The 24,507-nt window shown below is 71.7% G+C and carries 22 protein-coding genes; 14 read left to right on the forward strand and 8 right to left on the reverse strand.

Annotated features, from left to right (window positions below):
* The first annotated feature begins 237 nt into the window (after positions 1-237).
* Both ABZ172_RS00005 and ABZ172_RS00010 read left to right on the forward strand, forming a co-directional pair.
* Entirely contained in the window at positions 238-591 is a 354-nt protein-coding gene (locus tag ABZ172_RS00005) for a cytidine deaminase (protein ID WP_356878403.1), read from the forward strand.
* A 51-nt stretch (positions 592-642) separates the two neighbouring features.
* Complete coding sequence (locus ABZ172_RS00010; protein ID WP_356878406.1) at positions 643-1,671, forward strand: GTPase Era; 1,029 nt, start codon at positions 643-645, stop codon at positions 1,669-1,671.
* A gap of 74 nt (positions 1,672-1,745) precedes the next feature.
* Here the strand turns inward: ABZ172_RS00010 and ABZ172_RS00015 are convergent, their stop codons facing one another.
* Together ABZ172_RS00015 and ABZ172_RS00020 are read right to left on the reverse strand one after the other, a co-directional pair.
* Entirely contained in the window at positions 1,746-2,012 is a 267-nt protein-coding gene (locus ABZ172_RS00015) for a protealysin inhibitor emfourin (protein WP_356878408.1), read from the reverse strand.
* A gap of 53 nt (positions 2,013-2,065) precedes the next feature.
* Complete coding sequence (locus ABZ172_RS00020; RefSeq protein WP_356878410.1) at positions 2,066-3,142, reverse strand: M4 family metallopeptidase; 1,077 nt, start codon at positions 3,140-3,142, stop codon at positions 2,066-2,068.
* A gap of 292 nt (positions 3,143-3,434) precedes the next feature.
* On the opposite strand from ABZ172_RS00020, the gene leuA reads away from it, so the two are divergent.
* The 4 genes from leuA to ABZ172_RS00040 all read left to right on the forward strand — a co-directional run bounded on the left by leuA (position 3,435) and on the right by ABZ172_RS00040 (position 7,828).
* Positions 3,435-5,225, forward strand: coding sequence for a 2-isopropylmalate synthase (gene leuA, locus ABZ172_RS00025; protein WP_356878412.1), 1,791 nt, complete (start codon positions 3,435-3,437; stop codon positions 5,223-5,225).
* 235 nt (positions 5,226-5,460) lie between these two features.
* Complete coding sequence (locus tag ABZ172_RS00030; protein ID WP_356878413.1) at positions 5,461-6,162, forward strand: TerB family tellurite resistance protein; 702 nt, start codon at positions 5,461-5,463, stop codon at positions 6,160-6,162.
* A 66-nt stretch (positions 6,163-6,228) separates the two neighbouring features.
* Complete coding sequence (recO, locus tag ABZ172_RS00035; protein WP_356878415.1) at positions 6,229-6,975, forward strand: DNA repair protein RecO; 747 nt, start codon at positions 6,229-6,231, stop codon at positions 6,973-6,975.
* Positions 6,976-6,997: 22 nt separating this feature from the next.
* A complete protein-coding gene (locus ABZ172_RS00040; RefSeq protein ID WP_356878417.1) occupies positions 6,998-7,828 on the forward strand; it encodes an isoprenyl transferase in 831 nt (276 codons plus the stop codon).
* A gap of 63 nt (positions 7,829-7,891) precedes the next feature.
* On the opposite strand, the gene ABZ172_RS00045 is transcribed toward ABZ172_RS00040, so the two are convergent.
* The 4 genes from ABZ172_RS00045 to ABZ172_RS00060 form a co-directional block, all read right to left on the reverse strand.
* On the reverse strand, positions 7,892-8,326 hold the full coding sequence (locus tag ABZ172_RS00045; protein ID WP_356878419.1) for a transcriptional repressor: 435 nt from the start codon (positions 8,324-8,326) through the stop codon (positions 7,892-7,894).
* Between the two features lie 65 nt (positions 8,327-8,391).
* A complete protein-coding gene (locus ABZ172_RS00050; RefSeq protein ID WP_356878874.1) occupies positions 8,392-9,291 on the reverse strand; it encodes a metal ABC transporter permease in 900 nt (299 codons plus the stop codon).
* Entirely contained in the window at positions 9,291-10,031 is a 741-nt protein-coding gene (locus tag ABZ172_RS00055) for a metal ABC transporter ATP-binding protein (RefSeq protein ID WP_356878876.1), read from the reverse strand. The genes ABZ172_RS00050 and ABZ172_RS00055 overlap by 1 nt, the downstream gene beginning before the upstream one ends.
* Positions 10,032-10,102: 71 nt before the next feature.
* Positions 10,103-11,110 carry a metal ABC transporter substrate-binding protein gene (locus ABZ172_RS00060; RefSeq protein ID WP_356878421.1) on the reverse strand — a complete coding sequence of 336 codons (1,008 nt, stop codon included), beginning with the start codon at positions 11,108-11,110 and terminating at the stop codon, positions 10,103-10,105.
* A gap of 217 nt (positions 11,111-11,327) precedes the next feature.
* Between ABZ172_RS00060 and ABZ172_RS00065 the strand changes: the two genes are divergently transcribed.
* The 7 genes from ABZ172_RS00065 (at position 11,328) to ABZ172_RS00095 (ending at position 20,067) form a co-directional block, all read left to right on the forward strand.
* Positions 11,328-12,710, forward strand: coding sequence for a glycine--tRNA ligase (locus tag ABZ172_RS00065; RefSeq protein ID WP_356878423.1), 1,383 nt, complete (start codon positions 11,328-11,330; stop codon positions 12,708-12,710).
* Positions 12,711-12,805: 95 nt separating this feature from the next.
* Entirely contained in the window at positions 12,806-13,009 is a 204-nt protein-coding gene (locus ABZ172_RS00070) for a hypothetical protein (protein WP_356878425.1), read from the forward strand.
* 219 nt (positions 13,010-13,228) lie between these two features.
* Entirely contained in the window at positions 13,229-13,414 is a 186-nt protein-coding gene (locus ABZ172_RS00075) for a DUF6243 family protein (RefSeq protein ID WP_356878427.1), read from the forward strand.
* Positions 13,415-13,603: 189 nt separating this feature from the next.
* Positions 13,604-14,752, forward strand: a complete 1,149-nt coding sequence (gene dusB, locus ABZ172_RS00080; RefSeq protein WP_356878429.1) for a tRNA dihydrouridine synthase DusB — start codon at positions 13,604-13,606, stop codon at positions 14,750-14,752.
* Positions 14,753-15,326: 574 nt separating this feature from the next.
* Positions 15,327-18,038 carry a pyruvate, phosphate dikinase gene (gene ppdK / locus ABZ172_RS00085; RefSeq protein WP_356878431.1) on the forward strand — a complete coding sequence of 904 codons (2,712 nt, stop codon included), beginning with the start codon at positions 15,327-15,329 and terminating at the stop codon, positions 18,036-18,038.
* A gap of 487 nt (positions 18,039-18,525) precedes the next feature.
* On the forward strand, positions 18,526-19,539 hold the full coding sequence (locus tag ABZ172_RS00090) for a helix-turn-helix domain-containing protein (RefSeq protein WP_356878433.1): 1,014 nt from the start codon (positions 18,526-18,528) through the stop codon (positions 19,537-19,539).
* Between the two features lie 117 nt (positions 19,540-19,656).
* Positions 19,657-20,067: a VOC family protein gene (locus tag ABZ172_RS00095; RefSeq protein ID WP_356878435.1), complete on the forward strand. Its 411-nt coding sequence runs from the start codon at positions 19,657-19,659 to the stop codon at positions 20,065-20,067.
* 235 nt (positions 20,068-20,302) lie between these two features.
* On the opposite strand, the gene nirD is transcribed toward ABZ172_RS00095, so the two are convergent.
* Positions 20,303-20,662, reverse strand: coding sequence for a nitrite reductase small subunit NirD (gene nirD / locus ABZ172_RS00100; RefSeq protein ID WP_356878437.1), 360 nt, complete (start codon positions 20,660-20,662; stop codon positions 20,303-20,305).
* The gene (gene nirB / locus ABZ172_RS00105) at positions 20,659-23,175 is read right to left on the reverse strand and encodes a nitrite reductase large subunit NirB (protein ID WP_356878878.1); all 2,517 of its coding nucleotides are present in this window, start codon (positions 23,173-23,175) and stop codon (positions 20,659-20,661) included. The genes nirD and nirB overlap by 4 nt, the downstream gene beginning before the upstream one ends.
* Before the next feature lie 426 nt (positions 23,176-23,601).
* Between nirB and ABZ172_RS00110 the strand changes: the two genes are divergently transcribed.
* Entirely contained in the window at positions 23,602-24,393 is a 792-nt protein-coding gene (locus ABZ172_RS00110; protein ID WP_356878439.1) for a TSUP family transporter, read from the forward strand.
* The last annotated feature ends 114 nt before the right edge of the window (positions 24,394-24,507 follow it).

The raw sequence follows: 24,507 nt of genomic DNA on the forward strand, positions 1-24,507 counted from the left end.
GGGAGTGAAGTGTTGTAATGACATGAGACGACGGCAGCCCCCCGGGCGGCCGCGGGGCCTGGGGGCCCGCGGGGGCCCGGCCCGGCGGCGACACGGGGCACCTCGCGGGGCACCCGGCCTGCCGGTACGGACGCACCCCGCCCCCGGGGCGGCCCCGCCGGCACGGACGCCCCCGCCTCCGCGGATGAACCGACCCCGTCGCGGGGCGGGTGCCCGCCCACTTCGTATGCTCGGCCCATGACCGACAGCACCGACCTCGGACCCGAGGACCGCAAGATCGTCACGCTGGCCCGCAGCGTCCGCGCCCGCAACACCGTGCCCGAGGGCGCGGCGGTGCGGGACGAGACCGGGCGCACGTACGCCGCCGGCACCGTGGCCCTGGAGTCGCTCAAGCTCAGCGCCCTCCAGACCGCCGTCGCCATGGCGGTGGCCGGCGGCGCCACGTCCCTGGAGGCGGCGGCCGTCGTCTCCGAGGCCGCGACCGCCTCCGACGCCGACCGCGCGGCCGTCCGTGACCTGGGCGGACCGGACACGCCCGTGCTGCTCGCGGGGCCCGACGGCACCCTCCGGTCGACGGTGACCGCGGGCTGATCCGGGGCGGTGCAGCCCTGCTGTGCACCGGCGCCGCGCGGATCGGGGAGAATGGGCGCCATGAGCGCTCGACCGAACACAGAAGCTGCTGCGCAGCAGGCTGAGAACACCGCCCCCCACCGGGCCGGCTTCGCCTGCTTCGTGGGCCGCCCCAACGCGGGCAAGTCCACCCTCACGAACGCTCTGGTCGGTCAGAAGGTGGCGATCACCTCCAACCGCCCCCAGACCACCCGGCACACGGTGCGGGGCATCGTCCACCGTGACGACGCCCAGCTGATCCTGGTCGACACACCCGGTCTCCACAAGCCGCGCACCCTGCTCGGGGAGCGGCTGAACGACGTCGTGCGGACCACCTGGGCCGAGGTCGACGTCATCGGTTTCTGCCTGCCCGCCGACCAGAAGCTCGGCCCCGGCGACAAGTTCATCGTCAAGGAACTCGCCGGGATCAAGAAGACCCCGAAGATCGCCATCATCACCAAGACCGACCTGGTCGAGTCCAAGGTGCTCGCCGAGCAACTGCTCGCCGTCTCCGCGCTGGCCGACGAGCTCGGCTTCGAGTGGGCCGAGATCGTCCCGGTCTCGGCGGTCAAGGAGGAGCAGGAGGCGGGACGCACCCCCGCGCAGCGGGCGGACGACGGACGGGGGGCCGGCCAGGTGGCCCTGCTCGCCGACCTGATCGCGCCGCTCCTGCCCGAGAGCCCGCCGCTCTACCCGGAGGGCGACCTCACCGACGAGCCCGAGATGGTCATGGTCGCGGAGCTCATCCGCGAGGCCGCGCTGGAAGGCGTCCGGGACGAGCTGCCGCACTCCATCGCGGTCGTCGTCGAGGAGATGCTGCCCCGCCAGGACCGGCCCGCCGACAAGCCGCTCCTGGACATCCACGCGAACGTCTACATCGAGCGGCCCAGCCAGAAGGGCATCATCATCGGCCCCAAGGGCAAGCGGCTCAAGGACGTCGGCACGAAGTCCCGCAAGCACATCGAGGCGCTGCTCGGCACCCCGGTCTACCTCGACCTGCACGTGAAGGTCGCCAAGGACTGGCAGCGCGACCCCAAGCAGCTGCGCAAGCTCGGATTCTGACCCGGGCCCGGCCGGGACCCTCCCGCACATCACGCGGAAGGGACCCGGCCGGCACGCTCCGCCGGGACCGGGGGCTACGCGCCCTCCTTCAGGACCCGGGAGATCAGGGCCCGCTGCGCGTCGGTCAGCCGCGGGTCCGCGCAGTCGACCGTCCGCTCGCCCACCGTGATGCGATAGCGGAAGCCGTCCGGCACCCCCGCGGGCGGGCCGCCGTGCCCGGCGCTGAGCACCGCCTCGGCCAGCGCCTCCCACTCCGGGGCGTCGGGCCGTCCCGAGGTGTCGATCTCGCCGTGGCGTGCGATACCGGCGAATCCGCCGGTCCGGCTCACCTGAATGCGCATGCGTCTGGCTCCTGCCTGACCCCGTACGGACGGCTGTGCTCCCATCTACCCGGTCACCTGGTCGGCACGCCCACCTCCGACCACGCCTTCAGCACGGCCTCCACCTCGTCGCCCTCGCCGAACCGGTGCCGCGCCGCCGTGACGGTGAGCTTGGCGAAGTCGGCGAAGTCCGCGTCCTGGGCCAGCTCGCCGCCGGTCAGCACGTCGAACCAGATCCGGCCGGCCCGCTCCCAGGCGTTGCCGCCCAGCGCCGTGGCCAGCAGGTAGAAGGCGCGGTTGGGGATGCCGGAGTTGATGTGGACCCCGCCGTTGTCCTGGCCGGTGTGGACGTAGTCGTCCATCGAGGCGGGCTGCGGGTCCTTGCCGAGCACGTCGTCGTCGTACGCCGTGCCCGGGGCCTTCATCGAGCGCAGGGCGACGCCGCTGACCCGGGGGGCGAGCAGCCCCGTACCGATCAGCCAGTCGCCCTGGTCCGCGCTCTGCCCGAGCGAGTACTGCTTGACCAGGGAGCCGAAGACGTCCGAGACCGACTCGTTGAGCGCGCCCGACTGGCCCTGGTAGGCGAGGTTGGCGGTGTACTGGGTGAGCCCGTGCGCCAGCTCGTGGGCGATCACGTCGATCGCCACGGTGAAGTCGAGGAAGATCTCCCCGTCGCCGTCCCCGAAGACCATCTGCTCGCCGTCGAAGAAGGCGTTGTTGTACTTCTCGTCGTAGTGCACGGAGCCGATGAGGGGAAGGCCCTTGCCGTCGATCGAGCTGCGGCCGTACTCCGTGATCAGCAGGTCGAAGGTGGCGCCGAGCCCCGCGTACGCCCGGTTGACGCTGGCGTCCTGGGTGGGGTCGTCGCCCTCGTCGCGGACCTTCACGCCCGGCAGGTCCGTGCCGTTGCGGCAGTCGTACAGGGTGCGGTGGGGCTTGGTGGGGACCGGCGCGGAGGTGCGGGCGGCCTGGGGGGTCCGGGCGAGCGCGGTCGCCTGCCGGTGGTGGCGCCGGGCACCGTCCGCCTCCAGGGTGCGCCGTGCGGGACCGGCCAGGAGCGGGTCGTCGGCGCGGGACAGCCGGTCGAGGACGTGGGGCGGCACGATGGTGCAGAAGACGGGCTGGATCGCGTTGTTCGGTCGAGGCTGCATGCAAATGACTGTGGCACTCCGTCACCGCTCTGTCACTGGTTGCGATCGCGATTGATGAAATGGAGTGATGTATCACCGTTCGGTCTTTACAGGACCCCGATCCCGCATACTGATACGGACCGACGTTCCGGGCGCCCCTCGGTTAGTGTGACCGCATCATGCGTTTCGGGCTGCTCCTTCTTAGCTGCCGCGGCGAGGGCCTGTAGTCGTAGGCCGGCTCCCTCCCCGCGGAGTTCGCTGGTGCAGTGACACAGTCGGCCGCCCCTGCTGGACCTCAGAGGAGCCGTACGCCATGACCGCAGTGAATCCCCCCGCGCACACCGATGCCCCCGCCCCCGTCGGCGGACCCACCCCGGTGACCCGTGCGAAGCAGCTGCAGAAGCCGTCCGGGATGCCGGTCCACAAGTACCGCGGCTACGAGGCCGTCGACATCGCCGACCGCACCTGGCCCGACCGCCGCATCACCGAGGCGCCCCGCTGGCTGTCCACCGACCTGCGCGACGGCAACCAGGCCCTGATCGACCCGATGTCGCCGGCCCGCAAGCGCGAGATGTTCGACCTGCTCGTCCGCATGGGCTACAAGGAGATCGAGGTCGGCTTCCCCTCCTCCGGCGAGACCGACTTCGCGTTCGTGCGCTCGATCATCGAAGAGGGCGCGATCCCCGAGGACGTGACGATCTCCGTCCTGACGCAGGCCCGTGAGGAACTGATCGAGCGCACCGTCGAATCGCTGCGCGGAGCCCACCGGGCCACCGTCCACCTGTACAACGCCACCGCCCCCACCTTCCGCCGCGTGGTCTTCCGCGGCTCCAAGGAGGAGGTCAAGCAGATCGCCGTGGACGGCACCCGGCTGGTCATGGAGTACGCCGACAAGATCCTGGGCGACGAGACGATCTTCGGATACCAGTACAGCCCGGAGATCTTCACCGACACCGAGCTGGACTTCGCCCTGGAGGTCTGCGAGGCCGTCTGCGACGTCTGGCAGCCCGAGGAGGGACGCGAGATCATCCTCAACCTGCCCGCCACCGTGGAGCGTTCGACGCCCTCCACGCACGCGGACCGGTTCGAGTGGATGTCCCGCAACCTGACCCGCCGCGCGCACGTCTGCCTGTCCGTCCACCCGCACAACGACCGGGGCACGGCCGTCGCCGCCGCCGAGCTGGCGATCATGGCGGGGGCCGACCGCATCGAGGGCTGCCTGTTCGGCCAGGGCGAGCGGACCGGCAACGTCGACCTGGTCACCCTGGGCATGAACCTCTTCTCGCAGGGCGTCGACCCGCAGATCGACTTCTCGCAGATCGACGAGATCCGCCGCACCAGCGAGTACTGCAACCAGATGGAGGTCCACCCGCGCCACCCCTACGCGGGCGACCTGGTCTACACCGCCTTCTCCGGCTCCCACCAGGACGCCATCAAGAAGGGCTTCGACGCCATGGAGGCCGACGCGGCCGCCCGGGGCGTGACCGTCGACGACATCGAGTGGGCGGTGCCCTACCTGCCGATCGACCCGAAGGACGTCGGCCGTTCCTACGAGGCCGTCATCCGGGTCAACTCGCAGTCCGGCAAGGGCGGGATCGCGTACGTCCTGAAGAACGACCACAAGCTGGACCTGCCGCGCCGGATGCAGATCGAGTTCTCCCGGATCATCCAGGCCAAGACCGACGCCGAGGGCGGCGAGGTCACCCCCACCCAGATCTGGTCGACCTTCCGGGACGAGTACCTGCCGAGCCCCGAGAACGCCTGGGGCCGCGTCCAGATCCGCTCCGGCCAGACCACCACCGGCAGCGACGGCCGGGACACCATCACCGTCGAGGCCACCGTCGACGGCTCGGACACGGTCCTGACGGGCACGGGCAACGGACCGATCTCCGCGTTCTTCGAGGCGCTGCAGGCCGTCGGCATCGACGCCCGGCTGCTCGACTACACCGAGCACACGATGAGCGAGGGGGCGAGCGCCCAGGCCGCCTCCTACATCGAGTGCGTGATCGGCGACAAGGTGCTGTGGGGCATCGGCATCGACGCCAACACCACCCGCGCCTCGCTCAAGGCGGTCGTCTCCGCGGTCAACCGCGCCACCCGCTGACGCCTTCGGCCCGGCATCACGGACAAACGTCCGGTACCGGGGCGAACGTACGGCCCGAGGACCCCGTCCACCCGTCACGGGTGGACGGGGTTCGGCCATATCCGGGGGTTGTGACGTCCGGGATGCTGACGCCGCGTCGCGCATGTGGCTAACATCACGTCCAACGCGGCAATGTGGCCGCGTGGTTACCTCCCGTGCCCGGCAGGTGCACGGGGGAGTCACGGAGGTGTGCGACGTGCGGACAGCCAAAGGACAACGCGCCGTAGGACTGCGCATCTACGGCATCCGCACCGTCTGGGACACCGTCGGCGACGGGGAGTTCTTCTGCCCCTGCTGCGGAGGCGACCGCAACTACCGGCGCCTCACCGGCCGCCACCGCCTCACGGTCCTCGGACTGCCGCTGCTGGCCCGGGGCAGCGCCGGCCCCGTCGTGGAATGCGCCGCCTGCGGCACGCACTTCGAGCCGGACACCCTCGACCACCCCACCACCACCCGCTTCTCCGCCATGCTGCGGGAGGCCGTGCACACGGTCACGCTTGCGGTGCTCGCCGCAGGCGGGACCACGTCCCGCACGGTCCTGGAGACCGCCGCCGCCGTCGTCCGCGACGCGGGCCTCGACGACTGCTCCCAGGAGCAGCTCTTCACCATCGTCGAGGTGCTCGCCGCCGACGCCGGCCACGGGGACGGCACCGACCCGGCGGCCGAGGCCTGCGGCGCCGCCCTCGCCATCGAGCTGCACGAGGTGCTGAAGCCGCTCGCCCCGCACCTGGCCGTGCCCGGCCGGGAGGCGGTCCTGCTGCGCGGCGCCCGGATCGCCCTCGCCGACGGCCCGTACAGCCAGGCGGAGCGCGAGGTACTGACCACGGTGGGCGGTGCGCTCCAGCTCTGCGCCTCCGACACGGCCAAGCTCCTCGAAGCGGCCCGCACGCCCTCCTGAGGGCCCGCCCGCCGGCGCCCCGGGCCACGGCGACGGGCGTCCCGCCCGGTGGGCGACAATGGGCGCATGAGCTTGTTCCGGGACGACGGCGTCGTGCTGCGTACGCAGAAGCTGGGCGAGGCCGACCGGATCATCACGATCCTGACCCGCGGCCACGGGCGGGTGCGCGCCGTGGCGCGCGGGGTGCGCCGCACCAAGTCGAAGTTCGGGGCGCGCCTGGAGCCCTTCTCCCACGTGGACGTGCAGTTCTTCGCGCGCGGCAGCGAGCTCGTCGGCCGGGGCCTCCCGCTGTGCACCCAGAGCGAGACGATCGCGCCGTACGGCGGCGGCATCGTCGCCGACTACGCCCGCTACACCGCCGGCACCGCCATGCTGGAGACCGCCGAGCGGTTCACCGACCACGAGGGCGAGCCCGCGGTCCAGCAGTACCTGCTGCTCGTCGGCGGGCTGCGCACCCTCGCACGCGCCGAACACGCGCCGAACCTGATCCTGGACGCGTTCCTGCTGCGCTCGCTGGCGGTCAACGGCTACGCCCCCAGCTTCGTCGACTGCGCCAAGTGCGGTATGCCCGGACCGAACCGGTTCTTCTCGGTGGCGGCGGGCGGCGTCATATGCGGCGACTGCCGGGTGCCCGGGAGCGTCGTACCCTCGGCGGAGGCCGTCGAACTGCTGAGCGCCCTGCTCACCGGTGACTGGGAGACGGCGGACGCGTCCGAGGCGCGTCATGTCAGGGAGGGGAGCGGACTCGTGTCCGCCTATCTGCACTGGCATCTGGAGCGCGGCCTGCGCTCGCTGCGGTACGTAGAGAAGTGACAGAGGGAGACGAGAGAAGCCCATGGCAGTACGCGGGATGCTCGGCGGCCGTAACCGGCGTGAGTACAGGACCCCCGAGCCGCACCCCTCCGGCGCCACCCCGCCGAAGATCCCCGGCGAGCTCGTGCCCAAGCACGTGGCCGTCGTGATGGACGGGAACGGCCGCTGGGCCAAGGAGCGGGGTCTTCCGCGCACCGAGGGCCACAAGGTCGGTGAGGGCGTCGTCATGGACGTCCTCAAGGGCTGTATCGAGATGGGCGTGAAGAACCTCTCGCTGTACGCCTTCTCCACGGAGAACTGGAAGCGTTCGCCGGACGAGGTGAAGTTCCTCATGAACTTCAACCGGGACGTCATCCGCCGCCGCCGGGACGAGATGGACGCCCTCGGCATCCGCATCCGCTGGGTCGGCCGCATGCCGAAGCTGTGGAAGTCCGTCGTCCAGGAGCTCCAGGTCGCGCAGGAGCAGACCAAGGACAACGACCGGATGACGCTGTACTTCTGCGTCAACTACGGCGGCCGGGCCGAGATCGCCGACGCGGCGCAGCGCATCGCCGAGGACGTCGCCGCCGGGAGGCTCGACCCGTCCAAGGTCAACGAGAAGACGTTCGCGAAGTACATCTACTACCCGGACATGCCGGACGTGGACCTCTTCGTGCGCCCCAGCGGGGAGCAGCGCACGTCCAACTACCTGATCTGGCAGAGCGCGTACGCCGAGATGGTCTTCCAGGACGTCCTGTGGCCGGACTTCGACCGCCGCGACCTGTGGAACGCCTGCCTGGAGTTCGCCCGGCGCGACCGGCGGTTCGGCGGCGCGGAGGAGATCACCAAGGACGAGGGGAAGACCGAGGGCTGAGACCGCGCGGAGGGGCCCCGGCGACTGGGCCCCTCCGGGCCGGTCGTCCGGGGCCCCTCGCGGTCAGTCCGCGGCGCGTGCGCAGTCCGCGCAGGTCCCGAAGATCTCCACGGTGTGGGCCACGTTCACATAGCCGTGCTGTGCCGCGACGGTCTCCGCCCACTGCTCCACCGCGGGGCCCTCGACCTCGACCGCCTTGCCGCAGACGCGGCAGACCAGATGGTGGTGGTGGTCACCCGTCGAGCAGCGCCGGTAGACGGCCTCGCCGTCCGTGGTGCGCAGGACGTCGACCTCCCCGGCGTCGGCGAGGGACTGGAGCGTGCGGTAGACCGTGGTCAGGCCGACCGAGTCGCCCCGGTGCTTGAGGACGTCGTGCAGGTCCTGGGCGCTGCGGAACTCGTCGACCTCGTCGAGCGCCGCCGCGACCGCCGCCCGCTGCCGGGTGGACCGGCCGCGCACCGGAGCCGCGTTCGTGCCACTGATCGGCGCCGTCGCCACAGCTGCCTCCTCGTGTCGCCCGTGCGTGTGTCGGGCCATTGTGCCAGCCCGCCCCGGTGTCACGGTCACACCTGCACGTCGTCCTTGGCCGCCCGCGCGGCCGGTACCTCAAGGGTGCACCGGTCGGCCTCGTCCGCGCCGCCCCGGGCGCGCCTGCGCGCCAGCGGCGTGGCGAGCGCCGTCAGCACCACGAACGCGGCGATGGCCAGCAGCACGATCGTCGCGCCGGGCGGCACGTCCTGGTAGTACGAGGTCACGGTGCCGGCCAGGGTGACGGCCGTGCCGATGACGACCGCCAGCACGAACGTCACCTTGAAGGACTTCGCGATCTGCTGCGCCGCGGCGACCGGCACCACCATCAGCGCGCTGACCAGCAGCAGCCCGACGACCCGCATCGCCACGGTGACGGTGACCGCCGCCGTCACGGCGACCAGCAGGTTGAGCGCCCGTACCGGCAGTCCGGTGACCCGGGCGAACTCCTCGTCCTGGCTGACGGCGAACAGCTGCCGCCGCAGGCCCACGGTCACCAGCACCACGAAGGCCGCCAGCACCACGATCGCGGTGACGTCCTCCTCGGAGACCGTCGACAGGGAGCCGAAGAGGAACGACGTCAGGTTGGCGTTGGAGCCGGTGTCCGACAGGTTGATCAGCATCACGCCGCCCGCCATGCCGCCGTAGAACAGCATGGCCAGGGCGATGTCGCCGCGGGTGCGGCCGTACCAGCGGATCAGCTCCATCACGACGGAGCCGGCCACGGCGACCAGCGTCGCCATCCACACCGGGTTGGTGGACAGCAGGAAGCCGAGGCCGACCCCGGTCATCGCGACGTGCCCGATGCCGTCGCCCATCAGGGCCTGCCGGCGCTGGACCAGGTAGATGCCGATGGCGGGCGCGGTGATCCCGACGAGGACCGCCGCGATCAGGGCCCGCTGCATGAAGGGGGGATTCAGGAATTCCAGCATGATCAGGTCAGCAGTCCCGTCCGGACGGGCTCGGAGGCCGCGTGGGGGTGTACGTGGTCGTGGCCGGGCAGGGCGTGCTGGCCCAGGGCCTCGGGGGGCGGCCCGTCGTGCACGACGCAGCCGTCGCGCAGGACGACCGCCCGGTCGATCAGCGGCTCCAGGGCGCCGAGCTCGTGGAGGACGAGCAGCACCGTCGCCCCGCCGGCGACCTGCTCGCGCAGGGTCGTGGCGAGGATCTCCTGGCTGACCAGGTCCACGCCCGCCATCGGCTCGTCCATGATCAGCACCTCGGGCTCGGCGGCGAGCGCGCGGGCGATCAGGACCCGCTGGTGCTGGCCGCCGGAGAGGGCGTTCACCGAGTCCTTGGTGCGGTCGGAGAGGCCGACGAGCTCGATGGCCCGGTCCACGGCCGCCCGGTCCGCCCGGCGCGGCAGCCCGAGCTTCGTGCGGGACAGGCGCCCGGAGGCGACCACCTCGCGGATCGTGGCGGGGACACCGCCCGCCGCGGTGGTGCGCTGCGGCACGTAGCCGACGCGGGACCAGCTGCGGAAGCGGCGCAGCGGTGTGCCGAACAGCTCGACCGTCCCGCCGGTCAGCGGCACCTGGCCGATGACCGAGCGTACGGCGGTGGACTTGCCCGATCCGTTGGCGCCGAGCAGGGCCACGACCTCACCGCGGTGCACGGTGAGGTCGACCCCCCGCAGCACGGGGCGGGCGCCGAGCGTGGCCGTGCCTCCGCGCATGCTGATCACGGCTTCTGGCGTACGGGGATCGGGCACGGTCGCCTCCGGTGCGGGTCGGTGTGCTGCCTGGGTCACTTCGAGCCGAGTGCCTTCTGCAGCGCGGTCAGGTTGGACTTCATGACCTCGATGTAGTCAGCACCGGCGGACTTGTCGGTGATTCCCTCCAGCGGGTCCAGCACACCGGTCTCGAGGCCGAGATCCTTGGCGAGGGTCCTGGCGGTCTTGTCGCTGGCGAGGGTCTCGAAGAACACGGTGGTCGCCTTGCTCTTCTCGGCGACGGTGTGGATCTCCTCGATACGGGCCGGGCTCGGCTCCGCCTCGGGGTCGATGCCCGCGATGCCCTCCTGGGCGAGGCCGTAGCGCTCGGCGAGGTACCCGAAGGCGGAGTGCGTGGTGATGAACGTCTTCGTCGAGGTGTTCTTCAGCCCGGTCTCGTACGCCTTGTCCAGCGCGTTCAGCTCTCCGACGAGGGTGTCGGTGTTCTTGCGGTAGTCCGCGGCGTGGTCGGGGTCGGCCTTCTCCAGGGACGCGCCCACGCCCTCGGCGACCTCGGCGTACTTCACCGGGTCCAGCCAGATGTGCGGGTCGAGCCCGGCCTCCTCCTCGCCCTCGTGGCCGTGCTCCTCGCCCTCGCCCTCGTCGTGGCCGTGCTCCCCGCCCTCGTCGTGGCCGTGGTCGTGGCCGTCGACGGCGGAGCCGTGGCTCTCCAGCGTGGTGAGCCCGGCCGCGTCCACGGTGTTCTTCACCCCGGCCTGCGCGACGGCGTCGTCGACGGCGGGCTGGACGCCCTTGAGGAACAGGATGTAGTCGGCGTCGCTGAGACCGCCGATCTGCCGGGGGGAGAGCTCCAGGTCGTGCGGCTCGGTGCCCGGCTTCGTCAGGGTGGTGACGGAGACGTGCGACCCGCCTATCTCCTCGGCGAGGAACTGCATCGGGTAGAAGGACGCCACCACGTTCAGTTTTCCGTCGCCGCCTCCGCCCTCGGCCGCGTCGGAGGAGGAGCAGGCGGAGAGCGCGGTGAGGCCGAGCGCGACTGCTCCGGCGACGGCGGCTGTGGGTATGAGGCGACGTACGTTCATGACAGTCATTTTCAACAAAACTGGAAACGATTGTCAACAAGGCTGATGAGATGCCCGGATCCGGACCCGGTGACCGCGATGCGCCCCACCGATTTGATCCAGGGGGTGCGCCCGCCGGTAATCTGGGGCATTCGCCCGCCCGTCTCGCCCGCACGCCCCAGCGAGACGCTCCGCGCCGCCCCTTGTCCAATTTCGCCGTCGTAATGAAGAGAGCACCGTGGCCGCCGACAAGATCGACACCATCGTCAGCCTGAGCAAGCGCCGTGGCTTCGTCTACCCCTGCAGTGAGATCTACGGCGGCCAGCGGGCCGCCTGGGACTACGGGCCGCTGGGCGTCGAGCTGAAGGAGAACCTGAAGCGCCAGTGGTGGCGATACATGGTCACCGCGCGCGAGGACGTGGTCGGTATCGACTCGTCGGTCATTCTGGCCCCCGAGGTCTGGGTGGCCTCCGGCCACGTCGCGACCTTCTCCGACCCGCTCACCGAGTGCACCTCCTGTCACAAGCGCTACCGCGCCGACCACCTGGAGGAGGCGTACGAGGAGAAGCACGGCAAGCCGCCCGTCAACGGCCTGGCCGACCTCAACTGCCCCAACTGCGGCAACAAGGGCACCTTCACCGAGCCCAAGGCGTTCTCCGGGCTCCTGTCCACCCACCTCGGCCCGACCCAGGACACCGGCTCGGTCGCCTACCTGCGTCCCGAGACCGCGCAGGGCATCTTCACCAACTTCGGCCAGGTGCAGCAGACCTCCCGCAAGAAGCCCCCGTTCGGCATCGCCCAGATGGGCAAGTCCTTCCGGAACGAGATCACTCCGGGCAACTTCATCTTCCGCACGCGCGAGTTCGAGCAGATGGAGATGGAGTTCTTCGTCAAGCCGGGCGAGGACGAGCAGTGGCAGGAGTACTGGATGGAGCAGCGCTGGAACTGGTACACCGGCCTGGGCCTGCGCGAGGAGAACATGCGGTGGTTCGAGCACCCCGCGGAGAAGCTCTCCCACTACTCCAAGCGCACCGCTGACATCGAGTACCGCTTCCGCTTCGGCGGCAGCGAGTGGGGCGAGCTGGAGGGCGTCGCCAACCGCACGGACTACGACCTCAAGGCGCACTCCGAGGCGTCCGGCACGGACCTCTTCTACTACGACCAGGAGAAGGGCGAGCGCTACACGCCGTACGTCATCGAGCCCGCGGCCGGTGTCGGCCGCTCGATGCTGGCCTTCCTCCTCGACGCCTACAGCGAGGACGAGGCGCCCAACGCCAAGGGCGTCATGGAGAAGCGCGCAGTCATGCGCCTCGACCCCCGCCTCGCGCCGGTCAAGGTCGCCGTCCTCCCGCTGTCCCGCAACCCGCAGCTGTCGCCGAAGGCCAAGGGCCTCGCCGCCGACCTGCGGCAGAACTGGAACATCGAGTTCGACGACGCGGGCGCCATCGGCCGCCGCTACCGCCGCCAGGACGAGATCGGCACGCCGTTCTGCGTCACCGTCGACTTCGACACCCTCGACGACAACGCGGTCACCGTGCGCGAGCGCGACACGATGAAGCAGGAGCGCGTCTCCCTGGACCAGATCCAGAGCTACCTCGGCTCCCGTCTGCTGGGCTGCTGACCGCACCCCGCCGTCCGTACGAGGCCCCCGGTTCCGCCCCGCGGAGCCGGGGGCCTCGTGCACACTGGGCGCACCCGTCCCCAGGGAGGCCCAGGATGCCGTCCATCACCACGAGCAAGGTCAGCAGGCGCGACCGGCACGGTCGTGAACACGTCGTCCACGTACGGAGGTCGGGTGTGCAGCGGCAGCTGACCTGCGCGACCTGCGGGTGGCGCAAGGGGGCGCAGTTCCTGCCCTGGCTGAAGGCCGAGGAGCACCTCGCCGAGGCCCACCGGGCCACGGCCGACCCGGGCGCCTGAGCCGGCACCGGGCCGCGGCCGGCCCCGGCGCCTGAGCCGGCATCGGGCCGCGGCCGGAAATAACCGGGTGAGGCCGCGCAGCTGCCGGGATACCTTTCCGCCATGTCCTCGTTCTTCCAGATCTACGAGTGAGCGCGCGACGGGCCGTGCCGCCCGTCGCCCACCGGATCGATACACGACACGTCATCCTCACCTCCTCACGACGGACGGGAGACCCCCGTGGCCAAGAGCCGCAACAACCTCCTCGGTGTGGGCGGACAGCGCAAGAAGCTGTCCCGCGCCGACCAGCAGGGCGCCGGATCCGCGCGCACCGGCGACCGCAAGGCCGCCGAGGACAAGAAGCAGGAGCTGGTGCGCAGGATGCGCGAGCGCGCCGCCGCGAAGGGCGCGGCCGCCGAGAGCTGACCTCGCGCACCACCCGCACGGCACGGGCCCGGACCACCTCGCGTGATCCGGGCCCGTCGCCCGTACGGAGGTGCCGTCCCGTCTCCTGCCGGGGGCCCGGGCGGGCGTGGGACGGGTCGTCCCGCCTTCCGTCGGGGGCCCCGGACGGGCGGGCTCCGCGCCGGCGCGCGGGTGCGGGACAATGGGGCCATGACCACGCTCGCCCCCGCCCTCCCGCTGCTCCGGATCGGCCCGCACACCGTGCAGCCGCCGGTCGTGCTCGCCCCGATGGCCGGCATCACCAACGCGCCCTTCCGCACCCTGTGCCGCGAGTTCTCCGGCGGCAAGGGGCTGTTCGTCAGCGAGATGATCACCACGCGGGCGCTGGTCGAGCGCAACGAGAAGACCATGCAGCTCATCCACTTCGACGCGAGCGAGACCCCCCGCTCCATCCAGCTGTACGGAGTGGACCCGGTCACCGTCGGCAAGGCGGTCCGCATGATCGTCGACGAGGGCCTGGCCGACCACATCGACCTGAACTTCGGCTGCCCCGTCCCCAAGGTCACCCGCAAGGGCGGCGGATCCGCGCTGCCGTACAAGAGGCCGCTGCTGCGCGCGATCCTCCGGGAGGCCGTGGCGGAGGCGGGCGAGCTCCCGGTCACCATCAAGATGCGCAAGGGCATCGACGACGACCACACCACGTACCTCGACGCGGGCCGCATCGCCGTCGAGGAGGGCGTCACGGCCGTCGCCCTGCACGGCAGGACCACCGCCCAGCATTACGGCGGCACGGCCGACTGGGACGCCATCGCGCGCCTCAAGGAGCACGTCCCCGAGATCCCCGTCCTCGGCAACGGCGACATCTGGAGCGCCGACGACGCCCTGCGGATGATGCGGGAGACCGGCTGCGACGGTGTCGTCGTCGGCCGCGGCTGCCTGGGGCGCCCCTGGCTCTTCGGCGACCTGGTCAGCGCCTTCGAGGGCACCGGGGAGCGGCGGGCGCCCCGGCTGCGGCAGGTCGCCGAGGTGATGCTGCGCCACGCGACGCTGCTGGGGGAGTGGATCGGCGACGAGAGCCGGGGCGTGATCGACTTCCGCAAGCACGTCGCCTGGTACCTCAAGGGCTTCGCGGTCGGTTCGGACATGCGCAGGAAGCTCGCGGTCACCTCCTCGCTGGAGGAGCTCGGCGGTCAGCTCCAGGAGCTCGACCTCGACCAGCCCTGGCCGGAGGGGGCGGACGGGCCCCGGGGCCGCACCTCGGGCAACAACCGGGTGGCGCTGCCGGACGGCTGGCTCAAGGACCCGTACGACTGCTCCGGCGTGGGCGTCGACGCGGAGCTGGACACCTCGGGCGGCTGACGCCCGTCCCGTGACGCCGGGGCACCGAGTGCCCCCGAAAGGGCCCGCTCACATGAGCGGGCTTTTTCCGTCAGATCCGTACCGTCCGCGGCGGATCCGACGCCGCGCGCGCCGCGCGCTCCCTCGGGAAAGTGTTTCGACGCCCCGGAGTGAGCGCAGTGTGACGAACCGGTGTCTTTCTGTTGACCCGGAGTCGTCCGGATGATGACATCTGAGCGGGTGGCGGGGCGTGATTCTCGCCACCCTTGAGAGAGGTTTGGCTCAGATGAGCGCCCTGGGGGCGGCTGCACTTCTCAAAAGACGGCACTGGGTGCCAGGCACCTTCACTTTGATCGATCGAGCCCTCCGTCACGCACTGTCTCTTTCGAGGGGCGGGATGCGCACGCTTCGTGTTCATGCCTTCAAGAGGTGAAGCATCTGCCTCCCCGGGCCGGGCCGGTCCGTCACTTTCGATCTGCTGGCGGACGGGTGGTTGGGGCCTCACGACGCGCACGTGGCCGTACCGGGACACCTTCGATCTGGGTATGTTCCTCGCCGTCAGGGCAGCCACCGCGTCCTCGAGGAGTCGAGACCCGTGTCGGAAAACAAAGATCCCCAGAAGTTCGTCTACGACTTCACCGAGGGCAACAAGGATCTGAAGGATCTTCTGGGTGGCAAGGGCGCCAACCTCGCCGAGATGACGAACCTCGGGCTGCCCGTCCCTCCGGGCTTCACGATCACCACCGAGGCGTGCAAGGTCTACCTCGACAGCGGTGACGAGCCGGCGGAGCTGCGCGACGAGGTCGGCGCGCACCTGGCGGCGCTGGAGCAGCGGATGGGCAAGAGCCTCGGCCAGGCCGAGGACCCCCTGCTGGTCTCCGTCCGCTCCGGGGCGAAGTTCTCGATGCCCGGCATGATGGACACGGTCCTCAACATCGGCCTCTCCGACGCCTCGGTCGTGGGCCTCGCCGCCCAGGCCGGTGACGAGCGTTTCGCCTGGGACTCCTACCGCCGCCTCATCCAGATGTTCGGCAAGACCGTGCTCGGGGTCGACGGCGACCTCTTCGAGGAGGCCCTGGAGGCCGCGAAGGAGGCCAAGGGCGTCGCGGTCGACGTGGACCTGGACGCGGCCGACCTGAAGAAGCTGGTCGCGCGGTTCAAGGAGATCGTCACCCGGGACGCCGGACGGGACTTCCCGCAGGACCCGCGCGAGCAGATGGACCTGGCCGTCAAGGCGGTCTTCGACTCGTGGAACACCGACCGGGCCAAGCTCTACCGCCGCCAGGAGCGCATCCCGGGCGACCTCGGCACCGCCGTCAACGTCTGCTCGATGGTCTTCGGTAACCTCGGCCCCGACTCCGGTACGGGCGTCGCCTTCACCCGTGACCCGGCCAGCGGCCACCAGGGCGTCTACGGCGACTACCTCCAGAACGCGCAGGGCGAGGACGTCGTCGCGGGCATCCGCAACACCGTGCCGCTCGCCGAGCTGGAGACGATCGACAAGGCCTCGTACGACCAGCTGATGAAGATCATGGAGACGCTGGAGATCCACTACAAGGACCTCTGCGACATCGAGTTCACCATCGAGCGCGGCCGGCTCTGGATGCTCCAGACCCGGGTCGGCAAGCGGACCGCGGGCGCCGCCTTCCGCATCGCCACCCAGCTCGTCGACCAGGGCCTGATCGACGAGGCCGAGGCGCTCCAGCGGGTCAACGGGGCGCAGCTCGCGCAGCTGATGTTCCCGCGCTTCGACCACGACGCCGCCAGCGTGCTGCTGGGCCGCGGCATCGCCGCGTCGCCGGGTGCGGCCGTGGGCAAGGCCGTCTTCGACTCGTACACCGCCGTCAAGTGGTCCCGGTCGGGCGAGAAGGTCATCCTCATCCGCCGGGAGACCAACCCCGACGACCTCGACGGCATGATCGCCGCCGAGGGCATCCTGACCTCCCGCGGCGGCAAGACCTCGCACGCGGCCGTCGTCGCCCGCGGCATGGGCAAGACCTGTGTCTGCGGCGCGGAGGAGATCGAGGTCGACACCAAGCGCCGCCGGCTCACGGTGGGGGACACCGTCGTGGAGGAGGGCGACCTCGTCTCCGTCGACGGATCCACGGGCAAGGTGTACCTCGGCGAGGTGCCGGTCGTCCCGTCCCCGGTCGTCGAGTACTTCGAGGGCCGGGTGCACGCGGGCGCCGACGAGGCGGACGAGCTCGTCGCCGCCGTGCACCGGATCATGGCGTACGCCGACCGGGTGCGCCGGCTGCGGGTACGGGCGAACGCCGACAACGCCGAGGACGCCTCGCGGGCCCGCCGCTTCGGCGCCCAGGGCATCGGCCTGTGCCGCACCGAGCACATGTTCCTCGGTGAGCGCCGCGAGATGGTCGAGAAGCTGATCCTCGCGGACACCGACGACGAGCGCGAGGACGCCCTGGCAGCGCTCCTGCCGCTCCAGAAGGCCGACTTCATCGAGCTGTTCGAGTCGATGGACGGGCTGCCCGTCACCGTCCGGCTGCTCGACCCGCCGCTGCACGAGTTCCTGCCCGACATCACCGAGCTCTCCGTACGCGTCGCGCTCGCCGAGTCCCGCAAGGACGCCAACGAGAACGACCTGCGCCTGCTCCAGGCCGTGCACAAGCTGCACGAGCAGAACCCGATGCTGGGACTGCGCGGTGTCCGGCTCGGCCTCGTCATCCCCGGGCTGTTCGCGATGCAGGTCCGCGCGATCGCGGAGGCCGCGGCGCACCGCAGGAACGCCAAGGGCGACCCGCGCGCGGAGATCATGATCCCGCTCGTCGGCACGGTCCAGGAGCTGGAGATCGTCCGCGAGGAGGCCGACCGGGTGATCGCCGAGATCGAGGCGGCCACCGGTACCGAGCTGAACCTGAGCATCGGCACGATGATCGAGCTGCCCCGCGCCGCGCTGACCGCCGGTCAGATCGCCGAGGCCGCGCAGTTCTTCTCGTTCGGCACGAACGACCTCACCCAGACGGTGTGGGGCTTCTCCCGCGACGACGTGGAGGCCTCGTTCTTCACCGCGTACCTGGAGAAGGGCATCTTCGGGGTGTCGCCGTTCGAGACGATCGACAAGGACGGCGTCGGCTCCCTGGTGCGCAGCGCGGTGGAGGCCGGCCGGGCCACCCGCCCGGACCTCAAGCTCGGCATCTGCGGCGAGCACGGCGGGGACCCCGAGTCGGTGCACTTCTTCCACGAGGTCGGCCTGGACTACGTCTCCTGCTCGCCGTTCCGCATTCCGGTCGCCCGGCTCGAAGCGGGCCGCGCCGCCGCCGGATCGCGGGGCAGCGACAGCCGCTGACTCCCGTACCGGGCGATCGTCCCGACTCCGGACACCGCCGCCGGATCACGCAGACCCTCATCGGGTCCGACGGCGGAGCCGGACCACCCGGAAGCGGCGGCACCCTGTGCGGGGGTGCCGCCGCTTCGTCCTCGCCGGGGGAGGGACGCAGGCACGGAAGTGATGGGCTTTTCATCGTTCGATGCGCAAATCGGAGCGGAGACATCGGGGGTGCGGCCCGGGAGTCCCCACTCCCGGGCCGCACCCGCTCATCCCCGCCGGACGCGGAGCCGCACCGTCGTCCACCCCCGCCGAACGGGCAAGACCCCCCACGGCCCTCACCCGCTCATTGGTGACTCCGGTGACGCACCCGGCGCCGCACAGCATTTCGGTCGGCGGGGGGCCCGGGCGAGACTTTTCAACTGTGGCCGAAACCCCGTGGTGACCTCCTGTGATGCCGTGCATACGCTTCGTCGGGGGTAATTGCGGGTGCAACAGTGGGGGTTCGGTGCTGCGTATTCACATGTCCGGGGTGGACCTTTCGCGTGTACGGACGGCCACCAGGCCGGACGCGATGTGGGAAACCGTTCTGAGTTTCCACCGGTTGAGAGACCGGCGGGGTTCCACCGTGTTCGGGAAATGGCGGAGGGAATCCCGAACCCGGTTGAATGGTGAAGCACGTCTGCTCTCCACCGTCGTCCCGCCCCGCGGCTATTTCCCCGATTTTCTGACGCCTTCCCGGGGAGGTGCCGAACCCTTCGGACTCGAAGCCGGGATGGAGGCGCTGCGCGACACCCCGGTGGACCGGATCCGGGCGGAGACCGGACTGCTGGCGGCGGGCACGCCCCCGGGGCGCAGACCCGCCGGGGCGCTGTCCGCCGCCACGCTGCCGGAGGCACTCGCGGAGGGCCGCACGGAGCCGCTGGGGCGCCTCATCTCCACCCTGCGCGCCTACCACCGCGCCGCGGTCGAGCCCTACTGGCCGCACATCCGGGCGAGCGTCGAGGCCGACCGGGCCGTCCGGGGCCGCGCCCTGCTGGACGGCGGCGCGGACGAGCTCCTGGCCACCCTGCCGCCGATGATCCGCTGGCGCGCCCCCGTGCTGGAGGCCGACTACCCGGTCGACCGGGAACTGCGCCTCGACGGCCGGGGCCTGCTCCTGCAGCCCTCGTTCTTCTGCCGGGGGACGCCCGTCGTCTACCGCGATCCGGCCCTCCCGCCGGTGCTCGTCTACCCGGTCACCCACCCCGGCGCCCCGGCCGTCCCGGAACCGGGGCCCTGGCTCGGCCGGCTCGTCGGCCACACCCGCTCGGCGGTGCTGCGGGCGGTGGGCAGCGGCTGCACGACGAGCGAGCTGGCCCGCAGGACCGGGGTCTCACCGGCCTCGGCGAGCCAGCACGCCTCCGTGCTGCGCGAGGCGGGCCTGATCCGCACCCTGCGCCACGGCGGCTCGGTCCTGCACACCCTCACCCCGCTGGGCGCCGCCCTGATCAGGGGCGGAGCCCCGCTCGTGATGCGCTGAGCGGCACGTACGGCCGGCAGCGATGAGTTTCGCGGCGGCCCGTCGTCTACCTCTTGTGAGCGCTCGCAGGGAGCGCGCGGACGCACCGCACGGTGCCGGACGGAAGAGTGGGAAGCCATGCCTCAGATGATCTTCGTGAACCTGCCGGTCAAGGACCTGGAGACGACGAAGAACTTCTTCTCGAAGCTCGGGTTCGGCTTCAACCCGCAGTTCAGCGACGGGACGACGGCCTGTCTCGTCATCAGCGACACGATCTTCGCCATGCTCATCAGCGAGCCCCGTTTCAAGGAGTTCACCAAGAAGGAGATCGCCGACGCCTCCCGGACCACCGAGGTGCTCCTCGCCCTGAGCGCGGACAGCCGCGACAAGGTCGACGAGCTGGCGGACGCGGCGCTCGCCAACGGCGGATCGCCCGCCAACGACCCCGTGGACGAGGGCTTCATGTACGGCCGGTCCTTCCAGGACCCGGACGGCCACATCTGGGAGGTCGTCTGGATGGACCCGGCCGCCGTCGCGGGCCAGGCCTGACACACCGCGGCCCGACGCACCGAGGCCGGCGGCCGCAGGCTCCCCAGCCGCAGGCCGCCGGGCTCACCAGGGTCGGATCGCACCCGCTCGGCCGGGCGGCCCGGAGGCGGGGGCAGTGGGCCCCGGGCGGTGGGGCCCTCCGGCGGCCAGGACCCCGGGGCCCCCGCACCCAGGACCTCGGGGCCGGCGGGGGTGTGCGGTCGCCCGGTCCGTCCGCGACCCGGTCGGCGCGGGGTCAGTCCGCGCGGACCCGGAAGACCGGCACCGTGACCCCGTCCTCGTCCAGGCAGGCGCCCGTCTCCAGGTCGAAGCGCTGCTTCAGCAGCGGCGACGCGACGAACGGCCGCCCCCCGGCGGAGCCGACCAGGCCCCGCGAGAGGACGTACGCCCCGGTGAACGGGTCGCGGTTGCCGATCGCGTACGCGCGCCCCGAACGGTCCAGGAACACGGCGACCTGGCGCCCGTCCGGGAGCAGGGCCGCCACACCGCGCCCCGGGGTCAGCAGGGAGCGCGCGCAGACCGGGAGCCAGGCGTCCCCGTCCGCGAGCCGGATCGTCCGCGCGTCCGGCGCCTGTTCCGTGGTCCGGGTCGTCATGAGGAGGTCCCTTCGAGGGTGCGGACGGCGAGCACCGGGCCCGCGAGGATGTCCAGATCGGGCTTGACCTGGTCGCGCTCGGGGACGAACCGGACCGAGGGGTCGGGTGCGCCGGGGGCGTTCACGAAGGTGACGAAGCGCCGCAGCCGCTCCGGGTCGTCGATGGTCGCGGCCCACTCGTCGCGGTAGCCGGCGACGTGGTCGGCCATCAGCCGCTCCAGTTCGTCGCAGAGACCCAGCGAGTCGTGGACGACGACGTCCCGGACGTGGTCGAGGCCGCCCTCGATCCGGTCCAGCCAGGTCGAGGTGCGCTCCAGGCGGTCCGCCGTACGGATGTAGAACATGAGGAACCGGTCGATGAGCCGGACCAGTTCGGCGTCGGACAGGTCCTGGGCGAGCAGGTCCGCGTGGCGCGGGGCCGCGCCGCCGTTGCCGCCGACGTAGAGGTTCCAGCCCTGCGTCGTGGCGATGATCCCGAAGTCCTTGCCGCGCGCCTCCGCGCACTCCCGGGCGCAGCCGGAGACCGCCGACTTCAGCTTGTGCGGGGAGCGCAGACCCCGGTAGCGCAGCTCCAGGTCGATGGCCATCCGCACCGAGTCCTGGACGCCGTAGCGGCACCAGGTCCGCCCCACGCAGGACTTGACCGTGCGCAGCGACTTCCCGTACGCGTGCCCGGACTCGAAGCCCGCGTCCACCAGCCGCGTCCAGATCAGCGGCAGCTGGTCGACGCGGGCGCCGAACAGGTCGATCCGCTGCCCACCGGTGATCTTCGTGTAGAGGCCGAAGTCCCGGGCCACCTCACCGATCACGATCAGCTTCTCCGGGGTGATCTCCCCGCCCGGGATGCGCGGCACGACGGAGTACGAGCCGTTGCGCTGGAGGTTGGCCAGGAAGTGGTCGTTGGTGTCCTGCAGGGCGGCCTGCTCGCCGTCCAGGACGTATCCGCTGGCCCCGACCGTCGGGGCCAGCGACGCGATGACCGAGCCGACCGTCGGCTTGCAGACCTCGCAGCCGTCACCGCCGCGGGCCGCCTCGCGGCCGTGCGAGTCGAGGAGCCCGGCGAACGTCGTGACACCGAGGGTGCGGACGATCTCGTACAGCTCGCTGCGGGTGTACGCGAAGCAGCCGCACAGCCCCGGGTCCTCGGGCCGCGGCAGCAGTTGCCCGACGGCCTTGAGGCAACTCCCGCACCCCGTGCCGGCCTTGGTGCACCGCTTCACCTCGGGCAGCGAGCCGTGCTCGCGGATCGCCCCCTTGGTGACGTTGTGGCAGGAGCAGATCACGGCCTCGTCGGGCAGCGAGGACGGGCCGAGGACGGCCGGCCCGCCGGCGGCGGCCGGCAGCACCAGCTGCTCCGGCGCGACGGGCGGCACCGACCCGGTCATCGGCCGCAGCGTGCCGTACTGGTCGGCGTCGCCGACCAGGACACCGCCGAGCAGCGTGCCGTCCCGGCCGATCACCAGCTTCTTGTAGACGCCGGAGCGGGCGTCCGCGTACACCACGTCGAGGCAGCCCTCGGTGGCACCGTGCGCGTCGCCGAAGGAGGCGACGTCCACGCCGAGCAGCTTCAGCTTGGTGGAGAGGTCGGCGCCGGTGAAGGCGGCCCGGTTGCCCGCGAGCACCTCGGCGACGGTCAGCGCCATCTCGTACCCCGGTGCGACGAGTCCGTAGACCCGGCCGTCCGGGGCCAGCGCGCACTCGCCGATCGCGAAGACGTCGCTGTCGGAGGTGCGGCACTCCGCGTCGACGACGACGCCGCCGCGCGGGCCGACCGCGAGGCCGCAGTCGCGGGCCAGCCGGTCCCGGGGGCGTACCCCGGCGGAGAAGACGACGAGGTCGGCGGCGAGCGAGGAACCGTCCGACAGCGACATGCCGTCGACCCGCCCGTCCCCGCCGGTGGTGATCTCCCGGGTGCCGACCCCCGTGTGGACGGAGAGCCCCAGCTCCTCGACGGTGCGCAGCAGCGCGGCGCCGCCGCCCTCGTCGACCTGGACGGGCATCAGCCGGGGGGCGAACTCCACGACGTGCGTGTCGAGTCCGAGGCCCCGCAGCGCGCCCGCGGCCTCCAGCCCGAGCAGTCCGCCGCCGACGACCGCGCCGGTCCGCGCCGTCCTCGCGTACTCCTCGATCGCGAGGAGGTCCTCGACGGTGCGGTAGACGAAGCAGCCCTCGGCGTCCTTGCCGGGGACCGGCGGCACGAACGGGTACGAGCCGGTGGCCAGCACCAGCGTGTCGTAGCGGAAGGACTCCCCGGACCGCGCGGTCACGGTGCGGGCCGCCCGGTCGACGCGTACCGCCGGGTCGCCGACCCGCAGCTCGAAGCCGTGGCGCTCCATGAAACCGGCCTCGACGAGCGAGAGGGCCTCCGGCGTCCGCCCGGAGAAGTACGAGCTCAGCCGCACCCTGTCGTACGCCGGACGGGGCTCCTCGCAGAGCACGACGACCCTGGCGGTACCCGCCGCCCCGGTCAGGCCACGGTCGGCGAGCGCCTCCAGGAACCGCTGCCCGACCATGCCGTGCCCGACGACCACGATCGCCGGCACGCCCGCGGCCGGGGCGGACGGGGGCGCGGACACCGGCTGGGCGGTCGGGGGAGTGGACACCGGCATCAGGGGCCTCCGTCGGGGGTGAGCGGGTGGAGCGGGGACGTCTCGGCGGTGAGGGGTGCGGTCCCGCCCCGCCGGGGCCGGGGTGAGGGCGCCGGTCACCACCGCCCGCGCCGTCCTCCTGCCGAAGAGCGTGCGCGCCGGGTGTTACCCGACCGCATCCCTCCTGTTTCCCGGGAGGAACCGTGCGCTCAGCACGTCCGGGCACCCCCTGTGAGGGCGGTGCGGGGGCACGGCGGCGCGGTGGGGTGCCCGGCGGTCCGGCGAGGTGCCCGGCGGCGCGGTGCGGGGCCGGTTGGACGGTGTACCCACCATCTGTCTAGGGTCGCGGACATGCCTGAGATCACCCTCACCACCCTGGTCCTGCTCTGTCTGGCCGCCGCCGCGGCCGGCTGGATCGACGCGGTGGTGGGCGGCGGCGGGCTCCTCCTCCTGCCCGCGCTGCTGCTGGGGCTGCCGCACGTCCCGGCCGCGCACGTCCTCGGCACCAACAAGGCGGTCGCCATCGTCGGCACGTCCGGCGCCGCGGTCACCTATGTGCGCAGGGCGCCGGTCCGGGTGGGGACCGCGGTACGCATCGGGCTCATGGCCCTGGCCGGGTCGATGACCGGTGCCTTCTTCGCGGCCGGTATCAGCAGCGACGTCCTGCGCCCGGTGATCATGGTGGTGCTGCTCGCGGTGGCGGCCTTCGTGCTGCTGCGGCCGTCCTTCGGCACGGCGACGGCCGGTGACGGCACGGGCGAAAGGACCACCCGGGCGCGTACGGTCACCGCGATCGTGCTGGTCGGCGGCGGTATCGGCTTCTACGACGGGCTGTTCGGCCCCGGCACGGGCACCTTCCTCGTGCTGGCGCTGACCGCGGTGCTCCACCTCGACCTGGTCACCGCGTCGGCCAACGCCAAGATCGTGAACGTCTGCACCAACGCCGGCGCGCTGGCGATGTTCGCCTACCAGGGGACCGTCCTGTGGCAGCTGGCCGCGCTGATGGCCGTGTTCAACCTGGCGGGCGCGATGCTCGGGGCGCGGATGGCCCTCAGGAAGGGCAGCGACTTCGTCCGCGGGGTCCTGCTCGTCGTGGTGTTCTCGCTGGTCGCCAAGCTCGGCTTCGACCAGTGGACGGCCTGACCGGCACGCCCCGGTCCGGCCCGCCCGCGGTCATGCCGCCCGGCGGGCCCGGGCGGTGCGGCCGGCCGACGGGTGCGCGGTGCGGTCGGGCCCCGGCCGGTCCGGCGCGTGGTC

It is taken from the genome of Streptomyces sp. NPDC006296, assembly GCF_040613235.1.
Lineage (GTDB): Bacteria > Actinomycetota > Actinomycetes > Streptomycetales > Streptomycetaceae > Streptomyces.